23 protein-coding genes are annotated in these 25,534 nt (G+C 69.5%); 17 read left to right on the forward strand and 6 right to left on the reverse strand.

What is annotated here, in order from left to right; genetic code table 11:
* Positions 1 to 9: 9 nt before the first annotated feature.
* Both ureG and ABZ195_RS26100 read left to right on the forward strand, forming a co-directional pair.
* Positions 10 to 684: an urease accessory protein UreG gene (ureG, locus tag ABZ195_RS26095; RefSeq protein WP_355222795.1), complete on the forward strand. Its 675-nt coding sequence runs from the start codon at positions 10 to 12 to the stop codon at positions 682 to 684.
* A gap of 3 nt (positions 685 to 687) precedes the next feature.
* Positions 688 to 1,314 carry an urease accessory protein UreD gene (locus ABZ195_RS26100; RefSeq protein ID WP_355222796.1) on the forward strand — a complete coding sequence of 209 codons (627 nt, stop codon included), beginning with the start codon at positions 688 to 690 and terminating at the stop codon, positions 1,312 to 1,314.
* Here ABZ195_RS26100 and ABZ195_RS26105 read toward each other — a convergent pair.
* The 3 genes from ABZ195_RS26105 to ABZ195_RS26115 all read right to left on the reverse strand — a co-directional run bounded on the left by ABZ195_RS26105 (position 1,311) and on the right by ABZ195_RS26115 (position 4,502).
* Positions 1,311 to 2,696, reverse strand: a complete 1,386-nt coding sequence (locus ABZ195_RS26105) for an NAD(P)/FAD-dependent oxidoreductase (protein ID WP_355222797.1) — start codon at positions 2,694 to 2,696, stop codon at positions 1,311 to 1,313. The genes ABZ195_RS26100 and ABZ195_RS26105 overlap by 4 nt on opposite strands.
* Positions 2,697 to 2,825: 129 nt before the next feature.
* On the reverse strand, positions 2,826 to 3,755 hold the full coding sequence (locus tag ABZ195_RS26110; RefSeq protein WP_355222798.1) for an LLM class F420-dependent oxidoreductase: 930 nt from the start codon (positions 3,753 to 3,755) through the stop codon (positions 2,826 to 2,828).
* 72 nt (positions 3,756 to 3,827) lie between these two features.
* Positions 3,828 to 4,502: an SDR family oxidoreductase gene (locus tag ABZ195_RS26115; RefSeq protein ID WP_355222799.1), complete on the reverse strand. Its 675-nt coding sequence runs from the start codon at positions 4,500 to 4,502 to the stop codon at positions 3,828 to 3,830.
* Positions 4,503 to 4,635: 133 nt separating this feature from the next.
* On the opposite strand from ABZ195_RS26115, the gene modA reads away from it, so the two are divergent.
* The 5 genes from modA to ABZ195_RS26140 all read left to right on the forward strand — a co-directional run bounded on the left by modA (position 4,636) and on the right by ABZ195_RS26140 (position 8,851).
* Positions 4,636 to 5,418 (forward strand): molybdate ABC transporter substrate-binding protein, encoded by a 783-nt coding sequence (modA, locus tag ABZ195_RS26120; RefSeq protein ID WP_355222800.1) that lies wholly within the window; start codon positions 4,636 to 4,638, stop codon positions 5,416 to 5,418.
* Entirely contained in the window at positions 5,415 to 6,218 is an 804-nt protein-coding gene (locus ABZ195_RS26125) for an ABC transporter permease (RefSeq protein WP_355222801.1), read from the forward strand. The genes modA and ABZ195_RS26125 overlap by 4 nt, the downstream gene beginning before the upstream one ends.
* Positions 6,219 to 6,221: 3 nt before the next feature.
* Positions 6,222 to 7,310 (forward strand): ATP-binding cassette domain-containing protein, encoded by a 1,089-nt coding sequence (locus tag ABZ195_RS26130; protein ID WP_355222802.1) that lies wholly within the window; start codon positions 6,222 to 6,224, stop codon positions 7,308 to 7,310.
* A 197-nt stretch (positions 7,311 to 7,507) separates the two neighbouring features.
* Positions 7,508 to 8,431, forward strand: coding sequence for an APA family fibronectin-binding glycoprotein (locus tag ABZ195_RS26135; RefSeq protein ID WP_355222803.1), 924 nt, complete (start codon positions 7,508 to 7,510; stop codon positions 8,429 to 8,431).
* Between the two features lie 117 nt (positions 8,432 to 8,548).
* On the forward strand, positions 8,549 to 8,851 hold the full coding sequence (locus ABZ195_RS26140; RefSeq protein WP_355222804.1) for a GlsB/YeaQ/YmgE family stress response membrane protein: 303 nt from the start codon (positions 8,549 to 8,551) through the stop codon (positions 8,849 to 8,851).
* A gap of 54 nt (positions 8,852 to 8,905) precedes the next feature.
* Here ABZ195_RS26140 and ABZ195_RS26145 read toward each other — a convergent pair whose 3' ends face one another.
* Entirely contained in the window at positions 8,906 to 9,670 is a 765-nt protein-coding gene (locus ABZ195_RS26145; protein WP_355222805.1) for a CPBP family intramembrane glutamic endopeptidase, read from the reverse strand.
* Between the two features lie 134 nt (positions 9,671 to 9,804).
* Here ABZ195_RS26145 and ABZ195_RS26150 point away from each other — a divergent pair, with 134 nt between their 5' ends.
* The 10 genes from ABZ195_RS26150 (at position 9,805) to ABZ195_RS26195 (ending at position 23,826) form a co-directional block, all read left to right on the forward strand.
* The gene (locus ABZ195_RS26150; RefSeq protein ID WP_355222806.1) at positions 9,805 to 12,168 is read left to right on the forward strand and encodes a CoA transferase; all 2,364 of its coding nucleotides are present in this window, start codon (positions 9,805 to 9,807) and stop codon (positions 12,166 to 12,168) included.
* Positions 12,165 to 13,610: an aldehyde dehydrogenase gene (locus ABZ195_RS26155; RefSeq protein ID WP_355222807.1), complete on the forward strand. Its 1,446-nt coding sequence runs from the start codon at positions 12,165 to 12,167 to the stop codon at positions 13,608 to 13,610. The genes ABZ195_RS26150 and ABZ195_RS26155 overlap by 4 nt, the downstream gene beginning before the upstream one ends.
* Positions 13,611 to 13,636: 26 nt before the next feature.
* The gene (locus ABZ195_RS26160; protein ID WP_355222808.1) at positions 13,637 to 15,109 is read left to right on the forward strand and encodes an acetyl-CoA acetyltransferase; all 1,473 of its coding nucleotides are present in this window, start codon (positions 13,637 to 13,639) and stop codon (positions 15,107 to 15,109) included.
* Positions 15,110 to 15,205: 96 nt separating this feature from the next.
* Positions 15,206 to 15,532: an L-rhamnose mutarotase gene (locus tag ABZ195_RS26165; RefSeq protein WP_355222809.1), complete on the forward strand. Its 327-nt coding sequence runs from the start codon at positions 15,206 to 15,208 to the stop codon at positions 15,530 to 15,532.
* A gap of 8 nt (positions 15,533 to 15,540) precedes the next feature.
* Positions 15,541 to 16,881, forward strand: coding sequence for an MFS transporter (locus ABZ195_RS26170; protein WP_355222810.1), 1,341 nt, complete (start codon positions 15,541 to 15,543; stop codon positions 16,879 to 16,881).
* Positions 16,878 to 18,023, forward strand: a complete 1,146-nt coding sequence (rhaI, locus tag ABZ195_RS26175) for an L-rhamnose isomerase (protein ID WP_355222811.1) — start codon at positions 16,878 to 16,880, stop codon at positions 18,021 to 18,023. Before ABZ195_RS26170 ends, rhaI begins: the two co-directional genes overlap by 4 nt.
* A 5-nt stretch (positions 18,024 to 18,028) precedes the next feature.
* Positions 18,029 to 20,065 (forward strand): bifunctional aldolase/short-chain dehydrogenase, encoded by a 2,037-nt coding sequence (locus tag ABZ195_RS26180; protein ID WP_355222812.1) that lies wholly within the window; start codon positions 18,029 to 18,031, stop codon positions 20,063 to 20,065.
* Between the two features lie 28 nt (positions 20,066 to 20,093).
* Complete coding sequence (locus ABZ195_RS26185; RefSeq protein ID WP_355222813.1) at positions 20,094 to 21,542, forward strand: rhamnulokinase family protein; 1,449 nt, start codon at positions 20,094 to 20,096, stop codon at positions 21,540 to 21,542.
* A gap of 23 nt (positions 21,543 to 21,565) precedes the next feature.
* Complete coding sequence (locus ABZ195_RS26190; RefSeq protein ID WP_355222831.1) at positions 21,566 to 22,819, forward strand: alpha-hydroxy acid oxidase; 1,254 nt, start codon at positions 21,566 to 21,568, stop codon at positions 22,817 to 22,819.
* A gap of 5 nt (positions 22,820 to 22,824) precedes the next feature.
* The gene (locus ABZ195_RS26195) at positions 22,825 to 23,826 is read left to right on the forward strand and encodes a LacI family DNA-binding transcriptional regulator (RefSeq protein ID WP_355222814.1); all 1,002 of its coding nucleotides are present in this window, start codon (positions 22,825 to 22,827) and stop codon (positions 23,824 to 23,826) included.
* A gap of 3 nt (positions 23,827 to 23,829) precedes the next feature.
* Here the strand turns inward: ABZ195_RS26195 and ABZ195_RS26200 are convergent, their stop codons facing one another.
* Together ABZ195_RS26200 and ABZ195_RS26205 are read right to left on the reverse strand one after the other, a co-directional pair.
* Positions 23,830 to 24,564 carry a GolD/DthD family dehydrogenase gene (locus tag ABZ195_RS26200; protein WP_355222815.1) on the reverse strand — a complete coding sequence of 245 codons (735 nt, stop codon included), beginning with the start codon at positions 24,562 to 24,564 and terminating at the stop codon, positions 23,830 to 23,832.
* 33 nt (positions 24,565 to 24,597) lie between these two features.
* Positions 24,598 to 25,518, reverse strand: a complete 921-nt coding sequence (locus ABZ195_RS26205; RefSeq protein ID WP_355222816.1) for a sugar-binding domain-containing protein — start codon at positions 25,516 to 25,518, stop codon at positions 24,598 to 24,600.
* Between the last annotated feature and the right edge of the window lie 16 nt (positions 25,519 to 25,534).

A 25,534-nucleotide genomic window follows, 5' to 3' on the forward strand; every position in this document is an offset into this window, starting at 1 on the left:
AGGCCCGCCATGCCACCACATCTGCTCGACGGCGAACCCCACGGCCACCACGACAGGCCCCGCCGCGTCCGCCAGGCCGGCGAGCCGCTGCGCATCGGTATCGGCGGCCCGGTGGGCTCCGGCAAGACCGCCCTGGTGGCGGCACTGTGTCGACGGTTGCGCGGCGAGCTGTCCCTCGCGGTGCTCACCAACGACATCTACACCACCGAGGACGCCGACTTCCTCCGTCGCCACGCCGTGCTCCCCGACGAGCGGATCGCCGCAGTGCAGACCGGCGGGTGCCCCCACACCGCGATCCGCGACGACATCACCGCCAACCTCGACGCGATCGACGACCTGATCGCCGGCAACCCCACGCTCGACCTCATCCTCGTCGAGTCCGGTGGGGACAACCTGACCGCGACGTTCTCCTCGGGACTGGTCGACGTGCAGATCTTCGTCGTCGACGTGGCCGGTGGCGACAAGGTGCCCCGCAAGGGCGGACCGGGCGTCACCTTCTCGGATCTGTTGGTGATCAACAAGACCGACCTCGCACCCATGGTCGGGGCCGACCTCGACGTGATGCGCCGCGACGCCGCGGCCGTGCGCGGCGAGCGCCCGTTCGTGCTGATCTCGCTCACCGAGGATCCGGCGGCGACGCTGGTGACGGACTGGGTGTACCGACAACTGCGCGTACCGGTCTAGGGCATGCTCTCGGAGGTCCTGATCGTCGCGTCGCCCGGCCGCGCTCCCCGCATCGAATGCGTGGGCGGTGTCGCGGGCCGGCGTACCGACGCCGACACCGTGCACCTCGTCTCGGCCGCGGCGACGCCGTTGGGCGGGGACACCATCTCGATCCGCGTGGTGGTGGAGGCCGGTGCGGTCCTGCGGGTGCGTAGCGCGGCTGCCACGATGGCGATGCCGGGCACGGTCACCATGGAGTCACGGGCTACGTGGGATCTCGAGGTGTACGGCCACCTCGACGTCGACCCCCAGCCCACCATCGTGGCGGGTGCGGCGCGACACGTCACGTCGACCCGGTTGACGGTCGGCCAGGGGGGCACGGTGCGGCTGCGTGAGCGTGTGCAGATCGGCAGATCGCAGGAGCGTCACGGGTTTTGGTCGGGCTCGATGCGCGCCGACGCCGACACGACCCCCGTGCTGCGGCACCGCGTCGAGCTCGGCGCTGCAGCGGTGGCCGACGACGAGCTCGGTGCACCGCGGGCGTGCGTCAGCGAATTGCGTTACCCGCAGGCCGATTTCGACGGCGCGGGTACCATGCTGACGCTCGCCGCGGGTGGCTGCCTGGCGACCTGGCAGGGCGAGCGTCTCTAGCTGGCGGCCTTCTCCGTCTCGCGTAGCGTCGCCGCCATGTCCTCGAGCTGTTCGATGCGCGTTCTCGCGTAGGCCTGCTGCTCGGTGATGGTCAGCTGTCCACGCTCGCGGCTGAGGAAGGTGACCGCCCACGACATCAGCGTGGCGACCTTCGTCTTGAAGCCGACCAGATAGATCAGGTGCAGACCCAGCCATGCGACCCAGGCGATGAAGCCGCCGAATTCGAGCTTGCCGACCTGGGCGACCGCGTTGTACTTCGAGACCGTGGCCATCGAGCCCTTGTCGAAGTAGCTGAACGGCTCACGCGGCTTGGGGATGGTGCCGTGCTCGCGCGCCTTGGCCTCGTTCTTGATGATGTTGGAGACGTACTTGGCGCCCTGGATGGCGCCTTGGGCCATGCCCGGCACGCCCTCGACGTAGGCCATGTCGCCGATCACGAAGACGTCGGGGTGGCCCGGAATCGACAGATCGGGAAGCACCTTCACGCGGCCGGCGCGGTCGATCTCGGTGTCGGACTGCTCGGCGAGGTCGCGGCCCAGGGGGCTGGCCTGCACGCCTGCCGACCACACCTTGCAGGCCGCCTCGATGCGCCGGATGGAGCCGTCGGCGTCCTTGACGGTGATGCCGTTGCGGTCGACGTCGGTGACCATCGCGTTGAGCTGAACCTCGACGCCCATCTTCTCCAGCCGCGCCTGGGCCTTGAGGCCGAGCTTCTTGCCCATCGGAGGCAGCACCGCCGGCGCTGCGTCGAGCAGGATCACATGCGCTTCGGTGGGGTCGATGTGCCGGAAGCTGCCCTTGAGCGTCTGGTCGGCGAGTTCCTGAATCTGTCCGGCCATCTCCACGCCGGTCGGGCCGGCGCCTACGACGACGAAGGTCAGCAGCTTCTTGCGGCGCTCGGGATCGCTGGAGCGTTCGGCCTGCTCGAAGGCGCCGAGAATGCGTCCTCGTAGTTCGAGCGCGTCGTCGATCGACTTCATGCCCGGTGCGAACTCGGCGAAGTGGTCGTTGCCGAAGTAGGACTGTCCTGCGCCGGCCGCGATGACGAGGCTGTCGTAGGGGGTGATGTAGTCGTGACCCAGGAGTTCGGAGGTCACGGTCTTGTTCGCGAGGTCGACGTGGGTGACGTCGCCGAGCAGCACCTGGGCGTTCTCCTGCTTGCGCAGGATGAGCCGGGTGGGCGGGGCGATCTCGCCCTCGGAGATGATGCCGGTCGCCACCTGGTAGAGCAGGGGCTGGAACAGGTGGTGCGTCGTACGAGCGATCAGCTTGACGTCGACGTCGGCCCTCTTGAGCTTCTGGGCGGTGTTGAGACCGCCGAACCCGGAACCGATGATGACGACCCTATGCCGATCCGTTGCCGTAGCTCCGGGGTGGCTCATTGCTGCTCCTCGCGTGCGAAAACCTGTCCAGTACGACCTCTAGGTTAGTCGGACCCGTTCCCGCAAGTGCGGTGAGATGACCCACCACCCGCACCGACGCCTCCGGTTTCCGTTCCAGCCCCCTGCCGTTTACCCGTTCAGCAGCGGCTTGAGCTTCTCCGCGACCTCGGCCGCCGGGCCGGGATGGTAGCCGTCGATGCTGGTGACCGGGCTGATGATGACACCGTCGACGCCGGCGTCGAGCACCTTGGTCTTGATCTGGTCGGCGACCTGCTCCGGGCTGCCGAACACCGCCTGCTGCCGGAAGTCCTCGGGGATGAAGTCGGCGGTAATGCCCTCGCCGATGATGGCGACGACGAGCATGCTGGTCTCCAGCGTCGACGGATCCCGGTCGATCTTCTCGCAGTTCTCCTTGAGCACCGCGAGCTTGCGCGGCAGCTCGTCGAACCCGGCGATGATGTTGAGGTGGTCGAAGTGCTTGGCGGCCAACGGAATCGTCTTCTTCTCGCCGCTGCCGCCGATCATCAGCGGAATGTGATCGCGGTAGCGGGGCTCGGCCATGGCCTCCTGCGTGCGGTAGTACGTGCCGGAGAACGTCGGGCGCTCGCCTTCGAGCATGGGCAGGATGATCTGCAGCGCCTCCCCGAGGCGGTTGAACCGGTCGGTGAACGTGCCGAAGTCGTAGCCCAGCGAGTCGTGCTCCAGCTCGTACCAGCCGGTGCCGATGCCGAGGATCGCCCGGCCCTGGCTGATCACGTCGAGGGTCGTGATTGCCTTCGCCAGCAGGGTCGGGTTGCGGTAGGTGTTGCCGGTGACGAGGGTGCCGAGTTGCACCTTCTGGGTGGCCGCGGCCAATGCCCCGAGCGCGGTGTAGGCCTCCAGCATCGGCTGGTCGGGGGTGCCCAGGCCGGGCAGCTGATAGAAGTGGTCCATCAGGAAGACGGAGTCGTAGCCAGCGGCCTCGGCCTCCTGGGCCTGGGCGATGACGGTGGGAAAGAGCTGCTCGATGCCGGTGCCGTAGGTGAAGTTGGGGATCTGAAGTCCGAGTCGAATGGTCACGGTGTGACCCTAACCACGCCTAAGCGGAACCGGCACCCCGTTTCGCTCCTGGCGGACGGCGGAATAAAACCCCTAGCGGGCGAAGGTGGCGAGCGCCCCGTGGCTGACGTGCAACGTCTGCCCGGTGATGTGCCGGGCGGCCGGGGTGGTCAGGAACAGCGCAAGCCGGGTGAGCTCCGCGGCAACCGAAGGCGAGGTGCTGGCGACGCCGTCGTAGCCCGGCTCGGCCCCGCGGCCGGACGCGACCGCGTTGAGCGTGATGCCACGGATCCCGAAGTGAGTCGCCTGGCCCGCCGTCCAATTCGACAAGGCGGCCTTGATCGCGGCCTCGGCACTGCCTTCGTCGGCGTTGTCGCCGACGACGTTGACGATCGTGCCGCCCGAGCGCAGGTGGTCGCCCAGGATCTGAACGGTCAGCACCGCCGAGAGCACGGTGGCGTCCATCGCGGTGCGCCACGCCGCGGCGCGTTCGGTCAACGTGTAGGTGCGCGGGTCGCCGCCGTCCCAGCGGTGTGCGGGCACGTTGACGATGGCGTCGAGGTGGTGCGGAAACTGGCCGCGGGCCGCTTCGAGACTGGCGGGGTCGGTGTTGTCGAAGACGATCGAGTCGACCTCGAGTTCCTTCGCGGCCACCTCGAGCTCGTCGCGACGGGAACCGGCGATGACCACCTGGTGCCCTGCGTCGCGGAACCCTTCGGCGATGATGCGTCCCAGTTCGGTGTCACCGCCTGTGAGCAGCACGTCCATCGTTGCGACCTCCTCGTGTTCGACGCTGAACCCAGCGAGCCGTCGTCGATGTTACTGGACGGTAGCTATCCGAACGCACACGCCACGCGCTCGACGGCTGACTCCGCGACCCGGCTCGCCTAGGGTTCCCTGGGTGACCCGAAGCATGGCTGGTTGCCGAAGCGCCGTTGCCGCCCTGTCCGTCCTGCTAGCCGTGGTCACGACCGCCTGTGGGTCCGACTCCGGCGGTGGCGCCCCCGCCGGGGGTTCGCTGACCGTCTACGCCGCCGCGTCGCTGAAGAAGACGTTCACCGAGATCGGCGACCAGTTCAAGGCGGCCCACCCGGGGTGGTCGGTGGACTTCACCTTCGCCGGCTCGTCGGATCTGGTCACACAGCTGACCCAGGGCGCCACGGCCGACGTCTTCGCCTCGGCCGACACCAAGAACATGGACAAGGTGGCCACGGCGGGTCTGCTCGCCGGCGAACCGGTGAACTTCGCGTCGAACACCTTGGTCATCGTGACCGCGCCGGGCAACCCGAAGAAGGTCGCCTCGTTCGCCGACCTGGCCAAGCCCGACCTGTCCGTCGTGGTCTGCGCCCCGCAGGTGCCGTGCGGTTCGGCCACCAAGAAGGTCGAGGACACCTCCAAGGTCGCGTTGAATCCCGTCAGCGAGGAGTCCTCGGTGACCGACGTGCTGACGAAGGTGACCAGCGGGCAGGCGGATGCCGGGGTCGTCTACCTCACCGATGCGCTCGGGGTGGGGGACGAGGTGGCCCGGGTCGACTTCGCGGAGTCCTCGGCGGCGGTCAACGTCTATCCGATCGCCGTGCTGAAGTCGGCGGCCGACGCTGCGGCGGCCAAGCAGTTCGTCGACCTCGTGACGAGCGAGGCGGGCCAGAAGGTCTTGTCGCAGGCGGGATTCGCCAAGCCTTGACCGGTTCGGGCGGCCTGCCGCGGTGGATCTACGTGCCCGCCGTCGCCGGCGCCGTCTTCGTGGTGCTCCCATTGGTCGCCATCGCCGCGCGGGTCGACTGGTCGCAGTTCTGGTCGCTGATCACCAGCCCTTCGTCGTTGACGGCGCTGGGCCTGAGCTTCAGGACCGCCGCGGCCAGCACCGCGCTGTGCGTCCTGCTCGGCGTCCCCATGGCAATGGTGTTGGCCCGCAGCGGTTCTCGCGTGGTGCGCTGGGTGCGGCCGTTGATCCTGCTGCCGCTGGTGCTGCCGCCGGTGGTGGGTGGCATCGCGCTGCTGTACGCGTTCGGTCGGCTGGGTCTGATCGGGCGGTATCTCGAGGCGGCGGGCGTGCACATCGCGTTCACCACCACCGCCGTGGTGTTGGCCCAGACGTTCGTGTCACTGCCGTTCCTGGTCATCGCGCTCGAGGGGGCCGCACGCACCGTCGGGTCGGAATTCGAGGTGGTGGCCGCCACCCTCGGGGCGCGGCCGTCGGCCGTGTGGTGGCGGGTGACGCTGCCGTTGCTGGCGCCCGGCCTGGCCTCCGGCGCAGTGCTGGCCTTCGCACGCGCGCTGGGCGAATTCGGGGCGACACTGACCTTCGCGGGTTCCCGAGAGGGTGTGACGCGCACGCTGCCGCTGGAGATCTACCTGCAACGCGAGGTCGACGCCGACGCGGCGGTGGCACTGTCGGTGCTGCTCGTGGCGGTGGCCGCGGTCGTCGTGGTCGGACTGGGCAGCCGCCGGATCAAGGCGGGTGGCGCGAGTGGCTGGCAGTAGGCGATGAGCGGCGTCGAACTGCGAGCCGTGGTCGACGCGCGCGGCGTGGACGTCGCCTTCTCGGTGCCCCCCGGTCGGGTGTTGGCGATCCTCGGCCCGAATGGGGCGGGAAAGTCCACCGCGTTGCACGTGGTCGCCGGTCTCGTCCGGCCCGACTCGGGGTTGGTGCGCATCGGCGACCGGACCCTGACGGAGTCGCCGGGCGGGGTACAGGTCGACACACACCAGCGCAGGGTCGGTCTGCTGATGCAGGACGCTCTGCTGTTTCCGCACCAGTCCGTCGCCGCCAACGTGGCGTTCGGGGCGCGCCACGGAAAGCGATTGCACCGCAGGGCGTCTCGTGACGTTGCCACCCGATGGCTCGCGGAGGTGGGAGCCGCCGATCTCGCCGACCGCACGCCGCGGCAGCTCTCGGGCGGGCAGGCCCAGCGGGTTGCGCTGGCGAGGGCGCTTGCCGCCGACCCGGAGGTGCTGCTACTCGACGAACCGCTGGCCGGCCTCGACGTCGACGTCGCGGCGGCGATGCGAGCGGTGCTGAGGCGATTCCTGGTACGCGACGGCCGATCGTCGGTGTTGGTCACCCACGATCTGCTCGACGTGGTCACGCTGGCCGACGAGGTCGTGGTCGTGGAGTCGGGCCGCGTCGTCGAGGCAGGGCCGACGGCCACCGTCCTGGCCACCCCTCGCAGCGGCTTCGGTGCGCGCTTCGCCGGGATCAACCTGGTCAGGGGTCGGGTCGGCGGAGGGTCGACGCTGGTGACGGATTCGGGCCGGGTGTGGCACGGCATCCTCGACGACGAGGTCCGGGATGCGGCCGACGGGCCGGTCGTGGCCACGTTTCATCCGTCGGCGGTGGCGGTCTACCGGGAGGAGCCGCACGGCAGTCCGCGCAACACGGTCGAGGTCGTGCTCGCCGAGCTCGACGGCCGCGGGCCCGCCATCCGGGTGCGTGCCGAGCCGCAGTCCGACGGGTCACCCGGGCTGTCGGCCGACATCACCGCCGAGTCGGCGGCAGCACTGCGGCTGGCACCCGGAGAGCGGGTCTTCTTCACCGTCAAGGCCCGAGAAGTGTCGATTCACCGGGCGCGGTAACGGCGGCTGCCGCCAGTGCGACCAACAGTGTGCAGGCTCCCGCGCACCGCGCGGGCGCTCTGCCGTGCCGCCATGTCGACAGCAATCGTCGAATTTGCCTTTGCCTGGCACGTTGGAACGTACAGCAATCTCAAAGATTGACACTCTAAGAGCAACTCACACTTGCGTCACGGCCGTAACACGGTAGTTTCTTCCCCATGCTGCACCCTCTTCGACGCAGGCGCGTCCCTCGGGCATTGGCCTCGGCCATCCTCGCGGGCGTCACTGCAGTGACAGTCGCGCTTCCCGCCAACGCCGACCCCGTGCCTGCCCCGGAGCCGGCTCCCGCGCCCGCCCCGGCCCCGGCGCCCGTGCCAGCCCCCGCGCCCGCCCCGGTGGATCCGAACGCGCCGCCCCCGCCCGCCGATCCCAACGCCCCGCCGCCGGCGGATCCCGCCGCGCCGCCGGCGCCGCCCCCCGAGCCCGGTCGCGTCGACAACGCCGCAGGCGGGTTCAGCTACGTCGTGCCGGCGGGCTGGAAGGTGTCGGACAACACCCAGCTCTCCTACGGCCAAGCGCTGCTGACCAAGGTGCCCGAAGCCGGGGCCGAAGCGCCGTCGGACACCAGCGTCCTGCTCGGTCGCCTCGACCTGAAGCTCTTCGCCGGTGCCGAGACCGACAACGCGAAGGCCGCCACCCGGCTGGCCTCGGACATGGGTGAGTTCTTCATGCCCTTCGCCGGCACGCGGCAGGGCCAGGAAGCCGGTCCGCTCAACGCTGGCGGTCTGCCGGGCGCATTCTCGTCCTACGAGGTCAAGTTCACCGACACCACGAAGCCCAACGGCCAGATCTGGGCTGGCGTCGTCGGCGACGTGCCGCCGCCAGGGGCGCCACGGGGTTCCCGGACGCCGGAACGCTGGTTCGTCGTCTGGCTGGGCTCGGCCAATCACCCGGTCGACAAGGCCGCCGCGGCGACACTCGCGCAGTCGATCCGGTCGTTCACTCCGCCGCCACCACCGCCGCCGCCCGCGCCGGACCCCAACGCGCCCGCGCCTGATCCGAACGCGCCGCCGGCACGGCCGGGCGTCGGCGTCCCGGTTCCGGTGACGGACGCGCCCCCCGGGATGATGCCCGCCGGCTGATCGGCTTCGACTGATTACCGTGCACGTTTCGTGGGCCTAATCGTTACCCATCGGGGGTAGACCGGAGCACACCCGGCGGCGTCGCCGGGCTGGCACGGCTACTGGCAGGAGTTGATCATGAACATGCTCGCGGCTACGGAATTTCTGGCCGAGCGATCCAGCACGCTCACCAGCGTGGGATGGATCGGGTACATCATCATCGGTGCGCTGGCGGGCTGGATCGCCGGCAAGATCGTCAAGGGCGGCGGCTCGGGCATCCTGCTCAACATCGTCATCGGCATCGTCGGCGCCCTCATCGGTGGTTTCCTGCTGAGCTTCTTCCTCGACACCGCGGCCGGCGGGTGGTGGTTCACCCTGTTCACCGCGATCCTCGGTTCGGTGATCCTGCTGTGGATCGTCGGCGCGGTTCGGAAGAGGTAGTGCCCGGCGCTCTCGGCGCCGCCGGCATCGCGCTCGGCACCCCGAGCGCCACCCCTAGGTGGACAGGTGCCAGACCATCGCGGCGGCGAGCGCGCCGAGACCGTTGAGCGACCAGTGCAGCGCGATCGGGGCGATGAGGCTGCCGCTGCGTCGACGCAGCCAGGTGAAGACGAATCCGGCGGCGCCGGTGGCGATCACGGCCATCACGATGCCTGCGATCACGCCGAGGGCGCCGGCGCCGAAGAGGTGGGTGAACCCGACGTTGCTGCTCGTCAACCCGAAGGACGTGGCGATGTGCCACATGCCGAACAGCAGCGAGCCCGCCGCAGCGACCCCGCGGAACCCCCACGCCCGGTCCAGTGCTCCGTGCAGGACGCCGCGGAACGCCAGTTCCTCCGGAATCACCGTCTGCAGCGGGATGATGACCAACGAGGCCACCAGCGCACCGGAGATGGTGGCGTAGTGGTCGTTCATGAACATCGGACGCGTCCACGGCAGCAGCGCGCCGACGGCGATGACGGTCCCGACCAGCCCGACGGCCAGGGCCGCGTACCACACGCCGGAGCGCCACGTCTCGCGACAGAGACCCAGTTCGTTCCATCCCAGCCCGCGGGAGCGCACCAGCAGCACCAGGCCGACGGCGGCCGCCGGCACCACGACGACGTTGGCCCACGGTGTGGTGAAGTGCGCGAGCAGATTCGTGGTCACCAACAGGACCACGACGACGCCGACGTCGACGTAGGTGCGAAAGTGGTGCAGTGCCGCCAGCTGACCGATCAGCGGATGGGGCGGCGCGTCGGCCGTGGCGGTATCGATCATGACCGCGCCAGCATACGTGAGCAGGCTGTTCACCCAGGTCGTCGTCGGTCGACGCGAATCGGATCGCCCTGGGACACGCCGCTGATGGAGACCCGGCCCACACCATCACGGACCGCTGCACGATACTGAGCCGCATGCTTGACACCTGTCAGTTTCTCTCGGCGATGCGGGTGCTGGACGTCGGTGGTCCGCAGTCCGACGGTGTCAGCAGGATCCTCGCCGACCTGGGTGCCGACGTGCTCAAGGTCGAGGGTCCAGGCGGAGCGACGCATCGCACCGCGACGCCGACCGTGGCCGGATCGTCGGTCGCCTTCACCCTCGACAACGCCAACAAGCGAAGCGTCGTGCTCGACCCCGCCGACGCGGGCGACCGCGACCGCTTCGCGGACCTCGTCGCCGACGCCGACGTCCTGGTCGACGGCGGCGGCGGCCGTGGCGCTGCGGCCTACGGCCCGGTGGCGGCCGAGTTGGCGCGACGACACGGACACCTCGTCGCACTGGAGATGACCGACTTCGGGACGACGGGTCCGCGTGCGAACTGGCGGGCGACGGATTCCGTGCTGTACGCGATGTCGACGGCGTTGTCGCGATCCGGGCCCACGGCGGGCCGTCCGGTATTGCCGCCATCCGGGTTGGCCACCTCGACTGCCGCCGTCCAGGCCGCATGGGTCGTCCTCGTCGCCTACTACGACCGATTGCGGCACGGTCAGGGCGAGTACGTCGACTTCTCCCGCTTCGAGGCCGTCGTCCAGTGCCTCGACCCGCCGTTCGGCTCGGAGGGACAGGCGGCGGCGGGGCAGAAGCAATCCCGTGACCTGTGGCGGGGGCGGCCGCGAAATCAGCAGATCTACCCGACGTTCCCGTGCCGCGACGGATTCGTCCGGATCTGCCTGCTCTCGCCCCGGCAGTGGCACGGCATGCATTCCTGGCTCGGCGAACCCGAGCAATTCGCCGATCCGAAGTTCGAGACGATCGTCGCCCGCTTCCTGGCCTCCGAGGAGCTCAACGCCGCGATCGGTGACTTGTTCGCGCCCCAGACGATGGACGCACTGGTGACCGAGGGTCAGCGCCGGGGTGTCCCCATCGCCGCGGTGTTCACCCCCGCCGAGGCGCTGGGCTCGGAGCACTTCCGATCCGTCGGTGCCCTGACCGAGGTCCAGATCGGTTCCGGTGCAACGCTTCCCGTACCCGCGGGTCCATTCGTCGTCGACGGTCGTCGGGCCGGCATCATGCGGGCCCGCCCGGAACCCGGGGACGCCGAGGCCGGCTGGCTCGACGCCGGACGCGCGCCGGTGACCCCGGCCGACGGAGCCGAGCGGCCTCCGCTGAGCGGCCTGCGCGTCCTGGATCTCGGCGTGATCGTCGCCGGCGGTGAGCTGGGCCGCCTGTTCGCCGACATGGGTGCCGAGGTGATCAAGGTCGAGAGCGCGGCCTATCCCGACGGGCTTCGGCAGAGTCCGCCGGGGCAGCCCATGAGCAGATCGTGGGCGCTGACCCACCGCAACGAGGTCAGCCTCGGCCTGGATCTGCGCTCACCCGAGGGCGCCGCGCTGTTTCGGCGCCTGGTGGCGCAATCCGACGCGGTGTTCGCCAACTTCAAACCGGGAACCCTTGCTGCGCTTGGCTTCTCCTATGGTGAGCTGGCCAAGGTCAACCCGCGGATCGTGCTGGCCGAGAGCAGCGCCTTCGGCTCCACCGGGCCGTGGAGCGAGCGGATGGGCTACGGCCCGCTGGTCCGAGCCACCACCGGCATCAGCCGACTGTGGGCGTCCCCGGACCCCGACGACTCCGGGTTCTACGACGCCACGACGATCTTTCCCGACCACGTCGTCGCCCGGATCACCGCCATCGCCGCACTCGCGGCGCTGATCGCTCGCGCCGACACCGGAGCCCACGTGCACGTGTCGCAGGCCGAGGCCGCCGTCAATCAGTTGGCCACGTCCTACGTCGTCGACGCCGCGAGGGCCGCCGGACTGGACGTGGTGGACGACGACGCGGTGCACGGCGTCTACCCGTGCGCGGGCGAGGACGAGTGGTGCGTCGTCTCGGTACGCTCCGCGGAGGACCGTGCCGCGCTGGCCGCGGTGCTCGGGCACTCCGAGAACGTCGACGACTCAAGCACTCTCGAAGGTCGAGTCGCCGAGTGGACCGCGGCGCGGGGCAAGGAGGAGGTCGTCGATGCGCTGCAGCGGGCGGGCGTGCCCGCCGGACCGATGAACCGCGCGGTCGACGTGCTCGGCGACCCGCAGCTCAGATCTCGCAAGCTCTACGCCGACATGGTCCATCCGCTGTTCGCGGCACCCATGCCGACCGAGACTCGTCCGGCGCACTTCCGGCGCATCGCCGACGCGCCGTTGCGGCCCGCGCCGATGCCCGGCGAGCACACCCGCCAGATCGTGGGCGAGGTCCTGGGTCTCGACGCCGAGGAGACCGACCGGCTGATCACCGCGGGCGTGCTGTTCACCTATGACGAGGCGACGGCGGGGAGCGCGAGATGACGACCATCGAGGGCTTCGACGGCGGACGCCTCTTCGTCGACGGCGGATTCCGCAGGGCGGACCGGGTCGAACCGGTCATCGAGGCCGCGACTGGTGAACACCTTGGCGAGGGTTCCTCGGCCACCGAGGCCGAGATCGACGGCGCGGTCGCCGCGGCGGCCACGGCGCTCGACGGGTGGCGACGCACCCCGGCCGCCGAGCGCGCCGCCGTCCTGCTCCGGTTCGCCGACGCCCTGGCCGCCCGCGCAACTGTCACCAACGAACTGTGCACCCGCGAGAACGGCATGCCGATCCGGCTGTCGAGGGGGTCCAACGGTGCGTTCCCCGCCGCGCTCCTGCGCTATTACGCGGGTCTGATCGTCGGCGCCGCCGAGGAGGAGATCCGCCCGGCGATGATCGGGCACACGATCGTCCGCCGCGAAGCCGTCGGCGTCGTCGGGGCGATCACCCCGTGGAACTACCCACAGGCTCTGGCCGCCATGAAGATCGCTCCGGCGCTGGCGGCCGGGTGCACGATGGTCCTCAAGGCCGCACCCGAAACCGCACTGGACGCCGTGATCTTCGGTGAGGCGGCCCAGGAGGCCGGTCTCCCGCCGGGGGTGCTCAACGTCCTCGCCGGCGGTCCGGCCGCGGGGGCGCACCTGGTGGGTCACCCGGGGGTCGACAAGGTGGCCTTCACCGGGTCTACCGCCGCGGGTCGCGTCATCGCCGAGACGTGCGGGCGGCTGATGCGTCCGGTCACCCTGGAACTGGGTGGCAAGTCTGCGGCCATCATCCTCGACGACGCCGACCTCGACGCCACGGTCACGGGTCTGCGATCGGCGTCGTTCGTCAACAACGGGCAGACCTGCTACCTCAGTTCACGGATCCTGGCGCCGCGCTCGCGCTACCGCGAGGTCGTCGACGCCGTCGCGGCCCTGGCCGAGGGCCTCGAGATCGGCGATCCGCTGCAGAAGTCCACGCAGATCGGACCGCTCGTCAGCGCGCGGCAACGCGAACGGGTCATGGACTACATCGGCATCGGCAAGTCCGAGGGCGGCAAAGTCGTTGCCGGCGGGTCGATTCCGGCCGACCAGCCTCGCGGCTGGTTCGTCTCGCCGACCGTCTTCGCCGACGTCGACAACTCCGCCCGGATCGCCCAGGAGGAGATCTTCGGCCCCGTGGTCGCGGTGATCCCGTACGACACCGACGCAGACGCCGTCGCCATCGCCAACGACAGTGAGTTCGGCCTCGGCGGCACCGTGTGGTCGTCGGACGTCGAGCGCGCCACCGACGTCGCCCGGGCGGTCCGGACGGGAAGCATCGGCGTCAACGACTACCAGCTGGACATGCACGCACCCTTCGGCGGCGTCAAGGCCAGCGGCCTGGGCCGCGAACTTGGCCCCGAGGGCCTCGCCGCGTACCAAACCCTCAAGTCCATCTACCGCGTCGGCCCCGCCTGACGCGCCTGCCAGAAGAGGCTCATCTCATGCCGCTCGATCCCCGAACGCCCGTGCTCGTCGCCTACGGTCAGGTCAACCAGCACGACAGCGACCCCTCCGTGGAGCCCGTCGACCTGATGGAGCGCGCGGCGCGGGCCGCCGCCGCCCCCCGTCTGCTCGAGGCCGTCGACTCGGTCCGCATCGTCAACCTGCTGTCGTGGCGCTACCGCAACCCCGGACTGCTGCTGGCCCGACGGATCGGGGCGACCCGGGCTGACGGGCGCTACACCGCCATCGGCGGCAACGTCCCGCAGTCACTGGTCAACCAGGCGTGCCTGGACATCACCTCCGGTGACGTGGACACCGTGCTGATCGCCGGGGCCGAGACGTGGCGCACCCGCACGAAGGTGCGGGCCGCAGGCGGAAAGCTCGACTACACCAAGCAGGACGACTCGGTGCCCGTGCCCCAGGGCGGCGACGAGGAGTTCGTGCTCGCCGGCCCGGTCGAACTGCGCATCCACCTCGACCGGCCGTCGTACGTGTACCCGATGTTCGAGCAGGCGCTGCGCATCTCGGCGGGGGAGTCACCCGAGGCGCACCGTCGCCGGATCGGTGAACTGTGGGCCGGCTTCAGCACCGTCGCCCAGGGCAACCCGCACGCGTGGAACCGCACCGTCGTCGGCGCCGAGGAGATCGCCGAACCCAGCGCGAGCAACCGGATGATCAGCTGGCCGTACACCAAGCTGATGAACTCCAACAACATGGTCGACCAGGGCGCCGTGCTGATCCTGACGTCGGTGCAGAAGGCCCAGGAGCTCCAGATTCCAACCGACCGCTGGGTGTTCCCGTATGCCGGGACCGACGCGCATGACACCTACCTGATCGCCGAGCGGGCCGACCTGGACCGCTCACCCGCCATCCGCATCGCGGGTGGGCGCGCGCTCGAGTTGGCCGGCAAGGGCGTCGACGACATGGACTTCGTCGACCTGTACTCGTGCTTCCCCTCCGCGGTGCAGGTGGCGGCACGCGAACTCGGACTGCCGCTCGACGGTGACCGTCCGTTGACCGTCACCGGTGGCCTGACCTTCGCGGGCGGACCGTGGAACAACTACGTCACGCACTCGATCGCGACGATGGCCGAGCACCTGGTGGCCTCGCCCGGCGCGCTCGGGCTGATCACGGCCAACGGCGGCTATTTGACCAAGCACAGCTTCGGGGTATACGGCACGGAGCCGCCGTCGGGTGAATTCCGTTGGGAGGACGTGCAATCGGCGGTCGACGCCGAGCCGACCCGGGTTGCCGAGGATCATTGGGAAGGCGTCGGGACCGTCGAATCGTGGACGACCCCGGTCAGTCGCGACGGTGCCGCGGAGAAGGTGTTCCTCGCGGTGCGCACACCGTCGGACAGTCGGGCGCTCGCCGTCATCACCGATGAGTCGCAGGCCGAGGCCAGCACCCGCGAGGACATCGCGGGTGGGAAGGTCCGGGTCGAGGCCGACGGGACCGCCACTCTCCTCTGAGGCCGCCGCCGACATCGCGGGGGTTGACTTCCTCGTGACCGCTCCCTATCGTGACTGCGGTCACCAATTGAAACGTTTCAATTACCGGGAGCGCCAATGAGTCGACGGGTGTGCTTCGTCCTTCATCTGAGGCCTGAACGCCTCGACGAGTACGTCGCCGCGCACGAGCACGTGTGGCCCGACATGCTCGACGCCCTGAAAGACGCAGGCTGGCATGACTATTCACTGTTCGTCCGACCGGAGGACGGACTGGTCGTCGGGTACCTCGAGACCGACGACTTCGCCGCCGCGCAGGCCCGCATGGCCGCCACCGAGGTCAACGCCCGCTGGCAGGCCGCGATGTCCAAGTTCTTCGACCACCCCGCCGGCGTCGCGCCGGACGAGGCGATGACCCCGCTCACCGAGTACTTCCACCTCGACTGAAGGAACCCATGAGAATCGGAGCAGGCAGCACCACTGGCTGGCGGGCGACCATCGCGGTCGCCATGTCCAACTACATCGAGGCCGGGTCGATCATCGCGATCGCCACCAGCCTGGCCTTCTGGCAGTCCGAATTCCACCTCGGCAACTTCGCGGTCGGACTGCTGGCGGCGTTGAGCGCCAACGCCTTTGGTGCGGCCTTTGGTGCCATCCTCGGTGGCCCGCTGTGCGACCGGTACGGCCGCAAGGCGATCTACACCTACGATCTGCTGGTCTACATGGCCGGTGTCCTACTCGCCGCGTTCGCGGTGAACTACGCCATGCTGCTGGCGGCCTTCGTCGTGACCGGGGTGGCCGTCGGTGCGGGCGTCCCGGCGTCGTGGACCTACATCGCCGAGCAGGCGCCCACCGAGGGACGGGCCAAGCACGTCGGCACCGCCCAGTTGGCCTGGTCGGTCGGCCCGCTGATCGGGTTCGCTCTGGCCGCCGCCCTGGCGCCGCTGGGACTGCTCGGCTCGCGCATCATCTTCCTGCACCTCTTCGTCGTCGCCGCAGTGGTCTGGTGGGTGCGCCAAGGTCTGGCCGAATCGACGATCTGGGCGGAGGAGGGCCGCGAGGAATCGGTGCCCACCAACGGGGTCGGAGTGCGCGGCCTGCGCGGTCTGTTCTCCCGCAAGGTCAACGTCACCGCCCTGTTGTTCCTCGGCGGCATCTACCTGTTCTGGAACACCGTCGCCGGGCAGGCCGGCATCTTCATGCCTCGCGTCTACGACGCCGCAGGACTGCACAGTGCGATGGCGCAGAACATGCTGCAGGTCCTGGTGTGGGGGTGCACGGTCGCGGCGACCTACTTCGGCTTCATGCGTTACGCCGACCGCATGTCGCAGCGGTTGCTCTACGTCATCGGCGCCGCACTCGGCGTCGCCGGCTGGGTCGTGCTGGTGGCGTTCACCGACGGCGGCGTGCCGACCATGCTGGCCTTCGCCGTGCTGTGGGGCCTCTCGGCGGGCATCGGGGCGCAGGCGTTCTACGGACTCTGGGCCAGCGAGCTGTTCGCCACCCCGTATCGAGCCAGCGCCCAGGGCGTGATGTTCTGCGTGGTGCGCAGCTTCACCGGGCTGCTGAGCTACTTCTTCCCGACGCTGCTGGCCCTGACCGGGTTGACGGGCGTGGGTCTGCTGCTCATCGGACTGTTGCTGGTGGCACTGGTCATCGGCGCCGTGTGGGCCCCGCAGACTCGGGGTAAGTCATTACGTCAGATTGAACTCGAGCGATACGGGTGTCAGGGGAGCACCACGACCGACGATGATGGCAGCAAGAGCCCAACCGCGACAGAGGTGGCAGCCAAGTGAACCTGCTCGACAACGTGGCCATCGAACTGCCCTCGTGGGCGTTCGGAAACTCCGGTACGCGGTTCAAGGTGTTCAGTACGCCCGGCACGCCGCGGACCGTCGAGGAGAAGATCGCCGACGCGGCGACGGTGCACCGCTTCACCGGGATGGCGCCGACCGTCGCCCTGCATATCCCGTGGGACCGGGTCGACGACTACACGGCTCTGGCTGCGCACGCCGCCGAGCACGGCGTCGCGCTGGGCACGATCAACTCCAACACCTTCCAGGACGACGACTACAAGTTCGGCAGCCTGACCCACACCGACAAGTCGGTGCGGCAGAAGGCGATCGACCACCACCTGGCGTGCATCGAGATCATGAACCAGACCGCGTCGCGGGACCTGAAGATCTGGCTGGCCGACGGTACGAACTACCCCGGCCAGGGCGACATCCGCGGCAGGCAGGACCGGCTGGCCGAATCGCTCGCCGCGATCTACCAGCACATCGGCGAGGGCCAGCGAATGGTGTTGGAGTACAAGTTCTTCGAGCCCGCCATGTACATGACCGACGTTCCCGACTGGGGCACGTCCTACGCGCAGGTCAGCGCCCTCGGTGAGCGTGCCATGGTGTGTCTGGACACCGGACACCACGCGCCCGGCACCAACATCGAGTTCATCGTCGCGCAGCTGCTGCGCCTCGGACGGCTGGGGTCCTTCGACTTCAACTCCCGGTTCTACGCCGACGACGACCTCATCGTCGGCGCGGCCGACCCGTTCCAGTTGTTCCGCATCATGTTCGAGGTGATCCGTGGTGGCGGGCTGGAAGCCGACTCGGACCTGGCTCTGATGCTCGACCAGTGTCACAACGTGGAGGCCAAGATCCCCGGCCAGATCCGCTCGGTGCTCAACGTCGCCGAGATGACCGCCCGCGCGCAACTCGTCGACGTCGACGCCCTGACCGTCGCGCAGGAGTCCGGCGACGTGCTGGGCGCCAACGAGATCTTCATGGACGCGTTCTACACCGACGTCCGACCGGCGATGGCCCAGTGGCGTGCCGACCGCGGCCTGCCCGAGCACCCGATGCGTGCCTTCGCCGAATCCGGTTACCAGGACACCGTCGTCGCCGAGCGCGTCGGCGGCACCCAATCCTCGTGGGGAGCATGACCAGCATGACCAATTCCACCGTTGCCGACTTGATCGCCCGGTCCAACCGGCTCGGCGCCGACCCGAAGAACACCAACTACGCCGGGGGCAACACCTCGGCGAAGGGTACCGACCTCGACCCCGTCACCGGTGCGCCCGTAGACCTGTTGTGGGTCAAGGGTTCCGGGGGAGACCTCGGCACGCTGACCGAGAACGGACTGGCCGTGCTGCGCCTGGACCGCATGCGCGCACTGGTCGACGTCTACCCCGGAGTCGAGCGCGAGGACGAGATGGTCGCCGCCTTCGACTACTGCCTGCACGGCCGCGGCGGGGCCGCGCCCTCGATCGACACCGCCATGCACGGACTGGTCGACGCGGCCCACGTCGACCACCTGCACCCCGATTCCGGCATCGCACTGGCGACCGCCGCCGACGGCGAGGCCCTGACCAAGCAGATCTTCGGCGACCGTGTGTCGTGGATCCCCTGGCGCAGGCCCGGTTTTCAACTCGGCCTCGACATCGCCGAGGTCAAGGCGCGCAATCCGCAGGCGATCGGGACCATCCTCGGCGGGCACGGCATCACCGCCTGGGGTGACACGTCGGCCGAGGCCGAGGCGAGGTCGCTGGAGATCATCGACACGGTGCAGAGGTACGTCGACGCCAACGGGCGGCCGCAGCCGTTCGGCGCACCGTTGGACGGCTACGGTGCGCTGCCGGACGACGGGCGGCGTGCGAAGGCCGCGGCGTTGGCACCGTTCATCCGCGGTCTGGCGTCGACCGACAAGCCCCAGGTCGGTCATTTCACCGACGACCCGCGGGTGCTCGAATTCCTCGGCAGTGCAGAGCATCCCAGGTTGGCCGCGCTGGGCACCAGCTGCCCCGACCACTTCCTGCGGACCAAGGTCAAGCCGATGGTGCTCGACCTGCCTGCGGACGCGTCCGTCGACGACGCCAAGGCCAGGCTGACCGAACTGCACGAGCAGTACCGCGCCGACTACGCCGCCTACTACGAGCGTTACGCCGACGCGGACTCACCTGCGATGCGGGGTGCCGACCCGGCCATCGTGCTGATTCCCGGCGTCGGCATGTTCAGCTACGGCAAGGACAAGCAGACCGCACGCGTGGCGGGGGAGTTCTACCTCAACGCCGTCAACGTGATGCGCGGCGCGGAGGCCATCTCCACCTACGCCCCCATCGACGAGGCGGAGAAATTCCGCATCGAATACTGGGCCCTGGAGGAGGCGAAGCTCGCGCGCATGCCCAAGCCAAGACCACTGGCCACCCGCATCGCGCTGGTGACCGGTGCGGCGTCGGGCATCGGCAAGGCCATCGCCCAGCGCTTGGCCGCCGAGGGAGCGTGCGTCGTCATCGCCGACCTCGACGCCGAGAAGGCACGGGCGGCCGCGTCGGAGATTGGCGGCTCCGACGTGGCGGTGGGGATCGCCGCCGACGTCACCGACGAGGCCGCCGTCCAGGCGGCGGTCGACGCCTGCGTGCTCGCGTTCGGCGGCATCGACCTGGTGGTCAACAACGCCGGCCTGTCGTTGTCGAAGTCGTTGTTGGAGACCACCGCCGCGGACTGGGACCTGCAGCACGACGTGATGGCGCGCGGCTCGTTCCTGGTGTCCAAGGCGGCGGCGCGAGCCTTGATCGATCAGAAGCTCGGTGGCGACATCATCTACATCTCGTCGAAGAACTCGGTGTTCGCCGGTCCCAACAACATCGCGTACTCGGCCACCAAGGCCGACCAGGCCCATCAGGTGCGTCTGCTGGCCGCCGAGCTCGGTGAGCACGGCATCAAGGTCAACGGCATCAACCCCGACGGCGTGGTGCGCGGGTCGGGCATCTTTGCCGGGGGCTGGGGGGCGAAGCGGGCTGCGGTCTACGGCGTGCCCGAAGAGGAGCTGGGCGCCTACTACGCGCAGCGCACCCTGCTGAAACGCGAAGTGCTGCCGGAGAACATCGCCAATGCGGCGTTCGCGCTGTGCACGTCGGACTTCTCGCATACGACGGGGTTGCACGTGCCGGTCGACGCGGGCGTGGCGGCGGCTTTCCTCCGATGAGCGCTTGCGCGAAGAGCGACGGCCCCCGATGAGCACCGGCCGGTTCGTCGCGGTCGACCTCGGCGCCACCAGCGGCCGGGTGATGCTGGCCGACGTCGGACCCGGCCACTTGCAGATGCGTCAGGTGAACCGGTTCGCCAACGACCCGGTCTACCTCTGGAACGGTCGGCGCACGGCGATGCACTGGGACCTGCCGGGGCTGTTCGCCCATGTGTGCACGGGGCTGGCCGAGGCGCGGCGCCTCGCGCCGGAGGTCACCAGCGTCGGCGTCGACTCGTGGGCCGTGGACTACGGGCTGCTGCGCAACGGCGCACTGCTGGGGCTGCCGTACAACTACCGTGACGCCCGCTGCGCCGTCGGCGCCGACGCGGTCCACGAGACGCTGTCGCAGGATGGCATCCACGCCCGCAACGGACTTCAGTTCCTGGCGTTCAACACGATGTTCCAGCTCGCCGCCGACAGGCTCGAGGGTCTGCTCGACGTCGCCGACACCGCCCTCCTGGTGCCCGACCTGATCGGCTACTGGCTGACCGGGCGCGCGTCGACGGAGCGGACCAACGCCTCGACCACCGGGCTGCTCGGCGTCGACGGGACGTGGGACACCGAGCTGGAGGCCATCCTAGGTCTGCCGCAGGGCCTGTTCCCCGACCTCGCCGAGCCGGGCGACGATCTGGGTGCGGTCCTTCCTGATCTCGCCGACCGGGCGGGTTTTGGCGCCGGTCTTCGGGTGACGACGGTGGCGTCCCACGACACCGCGTCGGCCGTCGTCGCGATTCCGATGACCGCGGCGTCGGCGGCGTACGTCTCCTGTGGCACCTGGGCGCTGGTGGGGGTCGAGTTGGACGGGCCCGTGATGGATGCCGCGGCGCGCCGTGCCAACTTCACCAACGAGGTTGGCGCCGACGGACGAATCCGGTTCCTGCGCAACGTGATGGGACTGTGGTTGCTCAGTGAGTCGGTGCGCCACTGGGAGCGCGACGGTGCTCGCGTCGACCTGCCGCTGCTGCTCGAGCAGGCGGCCGCCTGCCCGCCACCGTCTGAGGTGTTCGACGCCGACGACCCTCGCTTCGTCGAACCCGGGGACATGCCGGGACGGATCACCGCCTGGTACGGCGAGCGCGGCCTCCGCGCACCGCAGAGCCGGCACGAGATGACTCGCGCGATCGTCGAGAGTCTCGCCGCCGGCTTCGCCACCGGCGTCGAGCAGGCGGCCGCCCTGACCGGGGTTCCCGTCGAGACGGTCCATCTGGTCGGTGGCGGGGCGAGGAACCGCCTGCTGTGTCAGCTGGTCGCCAACCGGGTCCAGAGACCCGTGGTCGCGGGCCCGGTGGAGGCCACTGCGATCGGCAACGTGCTGGTGCAGGCGCGCGCACGAGGGCTGGTGCATGGCGATCTCGACGACCTCCGTGCGACGATGGCCAGCACGTTGCCCACGGACCGCTTCGAGCCGCAACGAGCTCCGGCAGGAAGGGTATGACGATGAACGACGCGACGAACCCCATGACCAGGCGACGGTTGCCCAGTCGCCGTGATCTGGCGCCGCTGATGCAGTTCAAGAAACCCGAACTGGATGCGACCAAGCGCCGCCTGGACAAGGCGCTGACCATCGAGGATCTGCGCCGCATCGCCAAGCGCCGGACGCCGCGGGCCGCCTTCGACTACACCGACGGTTCGGCGGAGGCCGAATTGTCCATCGCCCGGGCCCGACAGGCGTTCTCCGACGTCGAGTTTCACCCGGCCATCCTGCGGGACGTGTCGAAGGTCAGCACGGGCTGGGACGTGCTCGGTGCGCCGGTGGCGATGCCCTTCGGGATCGCGCCCACCGGGTTCACGCGGATGATGCACACCGAAGGCGAGATCGCCGGTGCACACGTCGCCGCCCGGGCGGGCATCCCGTTCTCGCTGTCGACCATGGGCACCACCGCGATCGAGGACGTCAAGGCCGCGAACCCGCTGGGGCGCAACTGGTTCCAGTTGTACATGTGGAAGGATCGTGACCGGTCGATGGCGCTGGTGGAGCGGGCGGTGGCCGCCGGTTTCGACACGCTTCTGGTCACCGTCGACGTGCCCGTCGCAGGTGCCCGTCTGCGCGACAAGCGCAACGGCATGTCCATCCCGCCGGCACTGACGCTGCGCACCATCGCCAACGCGCTGCCGCGCCCGCAGTGGTGGATCGACTTCCTGACCACCGAGCCGCTGGCGTTCGCGTCGCTGGACCGGTGGTCGGGCACCGTGGCCGAGCTGCTGGACACCATGTTCGACCCCACGGTCACCTTCGACGACCTGGCCTGGATCAAGTCGCAGTGGCCGGGCAAGTTCGTGGTGAAGGGCGTGCAAACCGTCGCCGACGCCCGGGCGGTCGCCGATCTCGGCGCCGACGCCGTGCTTCTGTCCAATCACGGTGGGCGCCAACTGGACCGGGCGCCCATCCCGTTCCACCTGCTGCCCGAGGTGGTCCGCGAGGTCGGCAAGGACGTCGAGGTACATCTGGACACCGGCATCATGTCCGGCGCCGACGTGGTGGCCGCGATCGCGATGGGCGCGCGGTTCACGTTGATCGGCCGGGCCTATCTGTACGGTTTGATGGCCGGCGGGGAGGCCGGCGTCGCGCGGGCCGTGGAGATCATCTCCGGGCAGGTGGAGCGGACGATGCGCCTGCTGGGCGTGACCGCACTCGAGGAGCTCACCCCCGACCACGTCACGCAACTGGTCCGGCTGGCTCCGCGCCAGGTGACCTCCGGATCGGGGACCTAACCCCGATGGCCGCCGGGATCCGCGACGTCGCCGCGGCGGCGTCGGTGTCGGTCGGCACCGTGTCCAACGTGCTCAACGCCCCGGAGCGGGTAGCGCCGGCGACGGTCGCCCGGGTGCAGGCGGCGATCGAGGAGTTGGGCTTCGTGCGCAACGACGCCGCGCGCCAGCTTCGGGTGGGCCGTTCGCGTTGCGTGGGCCTGCTGGTCCTCGACGTCGGGAACCCCTTCTTCACCGACATCGCGCGGTCGGCGGAAGTTCGCGCCGCGGAGCACAATCTGATCGTGTTGCTCGGCACCTCCGACGACGACCCCACGCGTGAGCGCACCTACCTCGACACCTTCGAGGAACAACGCGTCTACGGGCTGCTGATCTCGCCGGTGCGCGAGGATCTCGACCGGTTGATGGCACTGCACAGGCGCGGCGTGCCGGTGGTGCTGGTGGACCGCGACGGCACGGGCACGCCGTTCTCCTCGGTGTCGGTCGACGACGTCGCGGGCGGTCGGTTGGCGGCCGAGCACCTGTGCGAGCGTGGACGCCGACGCATCGCCTACGTCGGTGGTCCACTCGGCTTGCGTCAGATGTCCGACCGGTTGGCCGGCGCGCGCGCGGCGGTCGACCAATTCCCCGGGGCCACGGTCGAAGTCGTCGCGACCGACGAACCCAGCGTCTTGGCGGGCCGCGCGGCGGGCGAGGCGTTGTGCGCCCGTCCGGCCGACCGGCGACCCGACGCGGTCTTCTGCGCCAACGACCTCCTGGCGATCGGCATGCTGCAGGGCTTGGCCGACGCCGGGGTGAGCGTTCCCGGTGACGTGGCGCTGATCGGGTACGACGACATCGACTTCGCCCGGTCGGCGGCCGTCGCACTGTCGTCGATCCGCCAGCCCAGTGCGGACATCGGCACCACCGCACTCGACCTGCTGGTCGCCTCGGCGGAGTCCCCGGCCGGCGAACCCCGCCACGTGGTGTTCCGGCCGGAGCTCGTCGCGCGCGCGTCCACTGCGGTGTGAGGTCTACTTGATCGTATAGCCGCCGTCGATCACCAAATCGGCCCCGTTGACCATCGCAGCGGCGTCCGAGGCGAGATAGATTGCCGCTGCGGCGATCTCGTTCGGATAGGCGAAGCGTCCGGTGGGGATCAGCTTCTTGAGTGCCTCGCCCTTGGGGTTGTCCCATGCCTTGATGCCCAGATCGGTCAGCACGACGGTGGGGGAGATGCTGTTGACCCGCACGCCCCGCCGGGCCCATTCGGTGGCGAGCACCTTGGTGATGCCGAGGACGCCGAACTTGGAGGCACAGTAGGCGACGTGCTCGTCGATGGCGACGCTGGCGGCCTGGGAGGCCATGTTGACGATGGCGCCGCGCCCGGCCTCGAGCATGTGTCTGCCGACGGCCTGGCACATCAGGAACGTGCCCTTGAGGTTGACGGCCATCGTCGAGTCCCAGTCCGACAGCGAAAGAGTCTCCGCGGGGGCCAGTCTCGCGATGCCGGCGCTGTTGACCAGGACGTCGACCCTGCCGTGGGCGGCGATCACCGCGGCCACCGTCGACTCGACGGACGCGGGGTCCGACACGTCACAGGTGTAGCCGTCCTCGGTGGCGAGGTCTGCGACGGCGACGGTGGCGCCCTTGGCCGCGAAGGCGGCCGCGATGGCCGCCCCGATTCCTGAGGCGCCGCCGGTCACCAGGGCGACCTTGCCGTCGAGGCCGAAGTCGAAGTCGACCGTGGGTTCGGTTGCGTCGGGCATGTTCTCATCTCTCCTCGTCGGTGGTGGGCATGATCAGGCGAGCACTGCGGTGGCGATGTCGATGTCGGTGACCAACGAGGACACCAGGCCGGAGTTGAGGACGGCCTGGGTGGCGGCGGCCTTCTCCTTGCCGGCCGCAATGGCGATCCTGGTGGGAATCGCCCGTAGCACCGATTCGTCGATGCCCATGCGGCGTTGGTCGAGTCCGGGCACCCGCTGACCGTCCACGTCCAGCAGCAGGGCGCAGGTCTCGGCGCACACTCCGGCGGCGTCGAGGGCACGGGTCTCCTCGGCGGTCAGCGCCTCGTAGACCTGCGACGCCCCCGCGGTCCACGCGCCGACCGAGACGATGGCGCAGCTGACCGAGGAGTGGCGCGCGGTGGTCTCCCGGATCTGGGGGGTGTCGCCGAGGCTTCGGGCGGTACGGGCGTCGGTGACGACCAGCGGTGCGTACAGCGGCCAGGAGTCGCCACCGCTGACCTCGCTGATGCGTCGGACCAGGTCAGTGCCATTGGAGGCGATGGCACCGGCCATGCCCGTGAGTTGTACGACGTCGCAACGGGGTAACGACGTCAGATAGGGCGCGATGTGGGTCAGGGTGCGGCCGCAGTCGACGCCCACGACGTCTCCGTCACGCAGGATCGACTGCAGCAGTTCGGCCATCGCCTTGGCCACGGCGTCGACGTGGTCGGCGGTGTTGGTGGAGTCGGCCGAGACTGCATACGCGTGTTCGAGACCGTACCGACGCTGCAAGGCCGTCGACAGTTCGACGTCGACGGCGCCCGGATTGTGAATCTTGATCTCCACCATGCCCGATTCGAGTGCCTCGTCGAGCATCCGGGCGACCTTGAAGCGGGACAGTCCGAACTCCTCGGCGATCTGGATTCGCGTTCGTCCCTCGAGGTAGTACCGACGGGCGATCACCGCGCGCTGAAACAGCTCATCGGGCCCCATGGGTCGCCTCCCGTGA

The organism is Mycobacterium sp. NPDC006124 (assembly GCF_040614235.1).
Lineage (GTDB): Bacteria > Actinomycetota > Actinomycetes > Mycobacteriales > Mycobacteriaceae > Mycobacterium.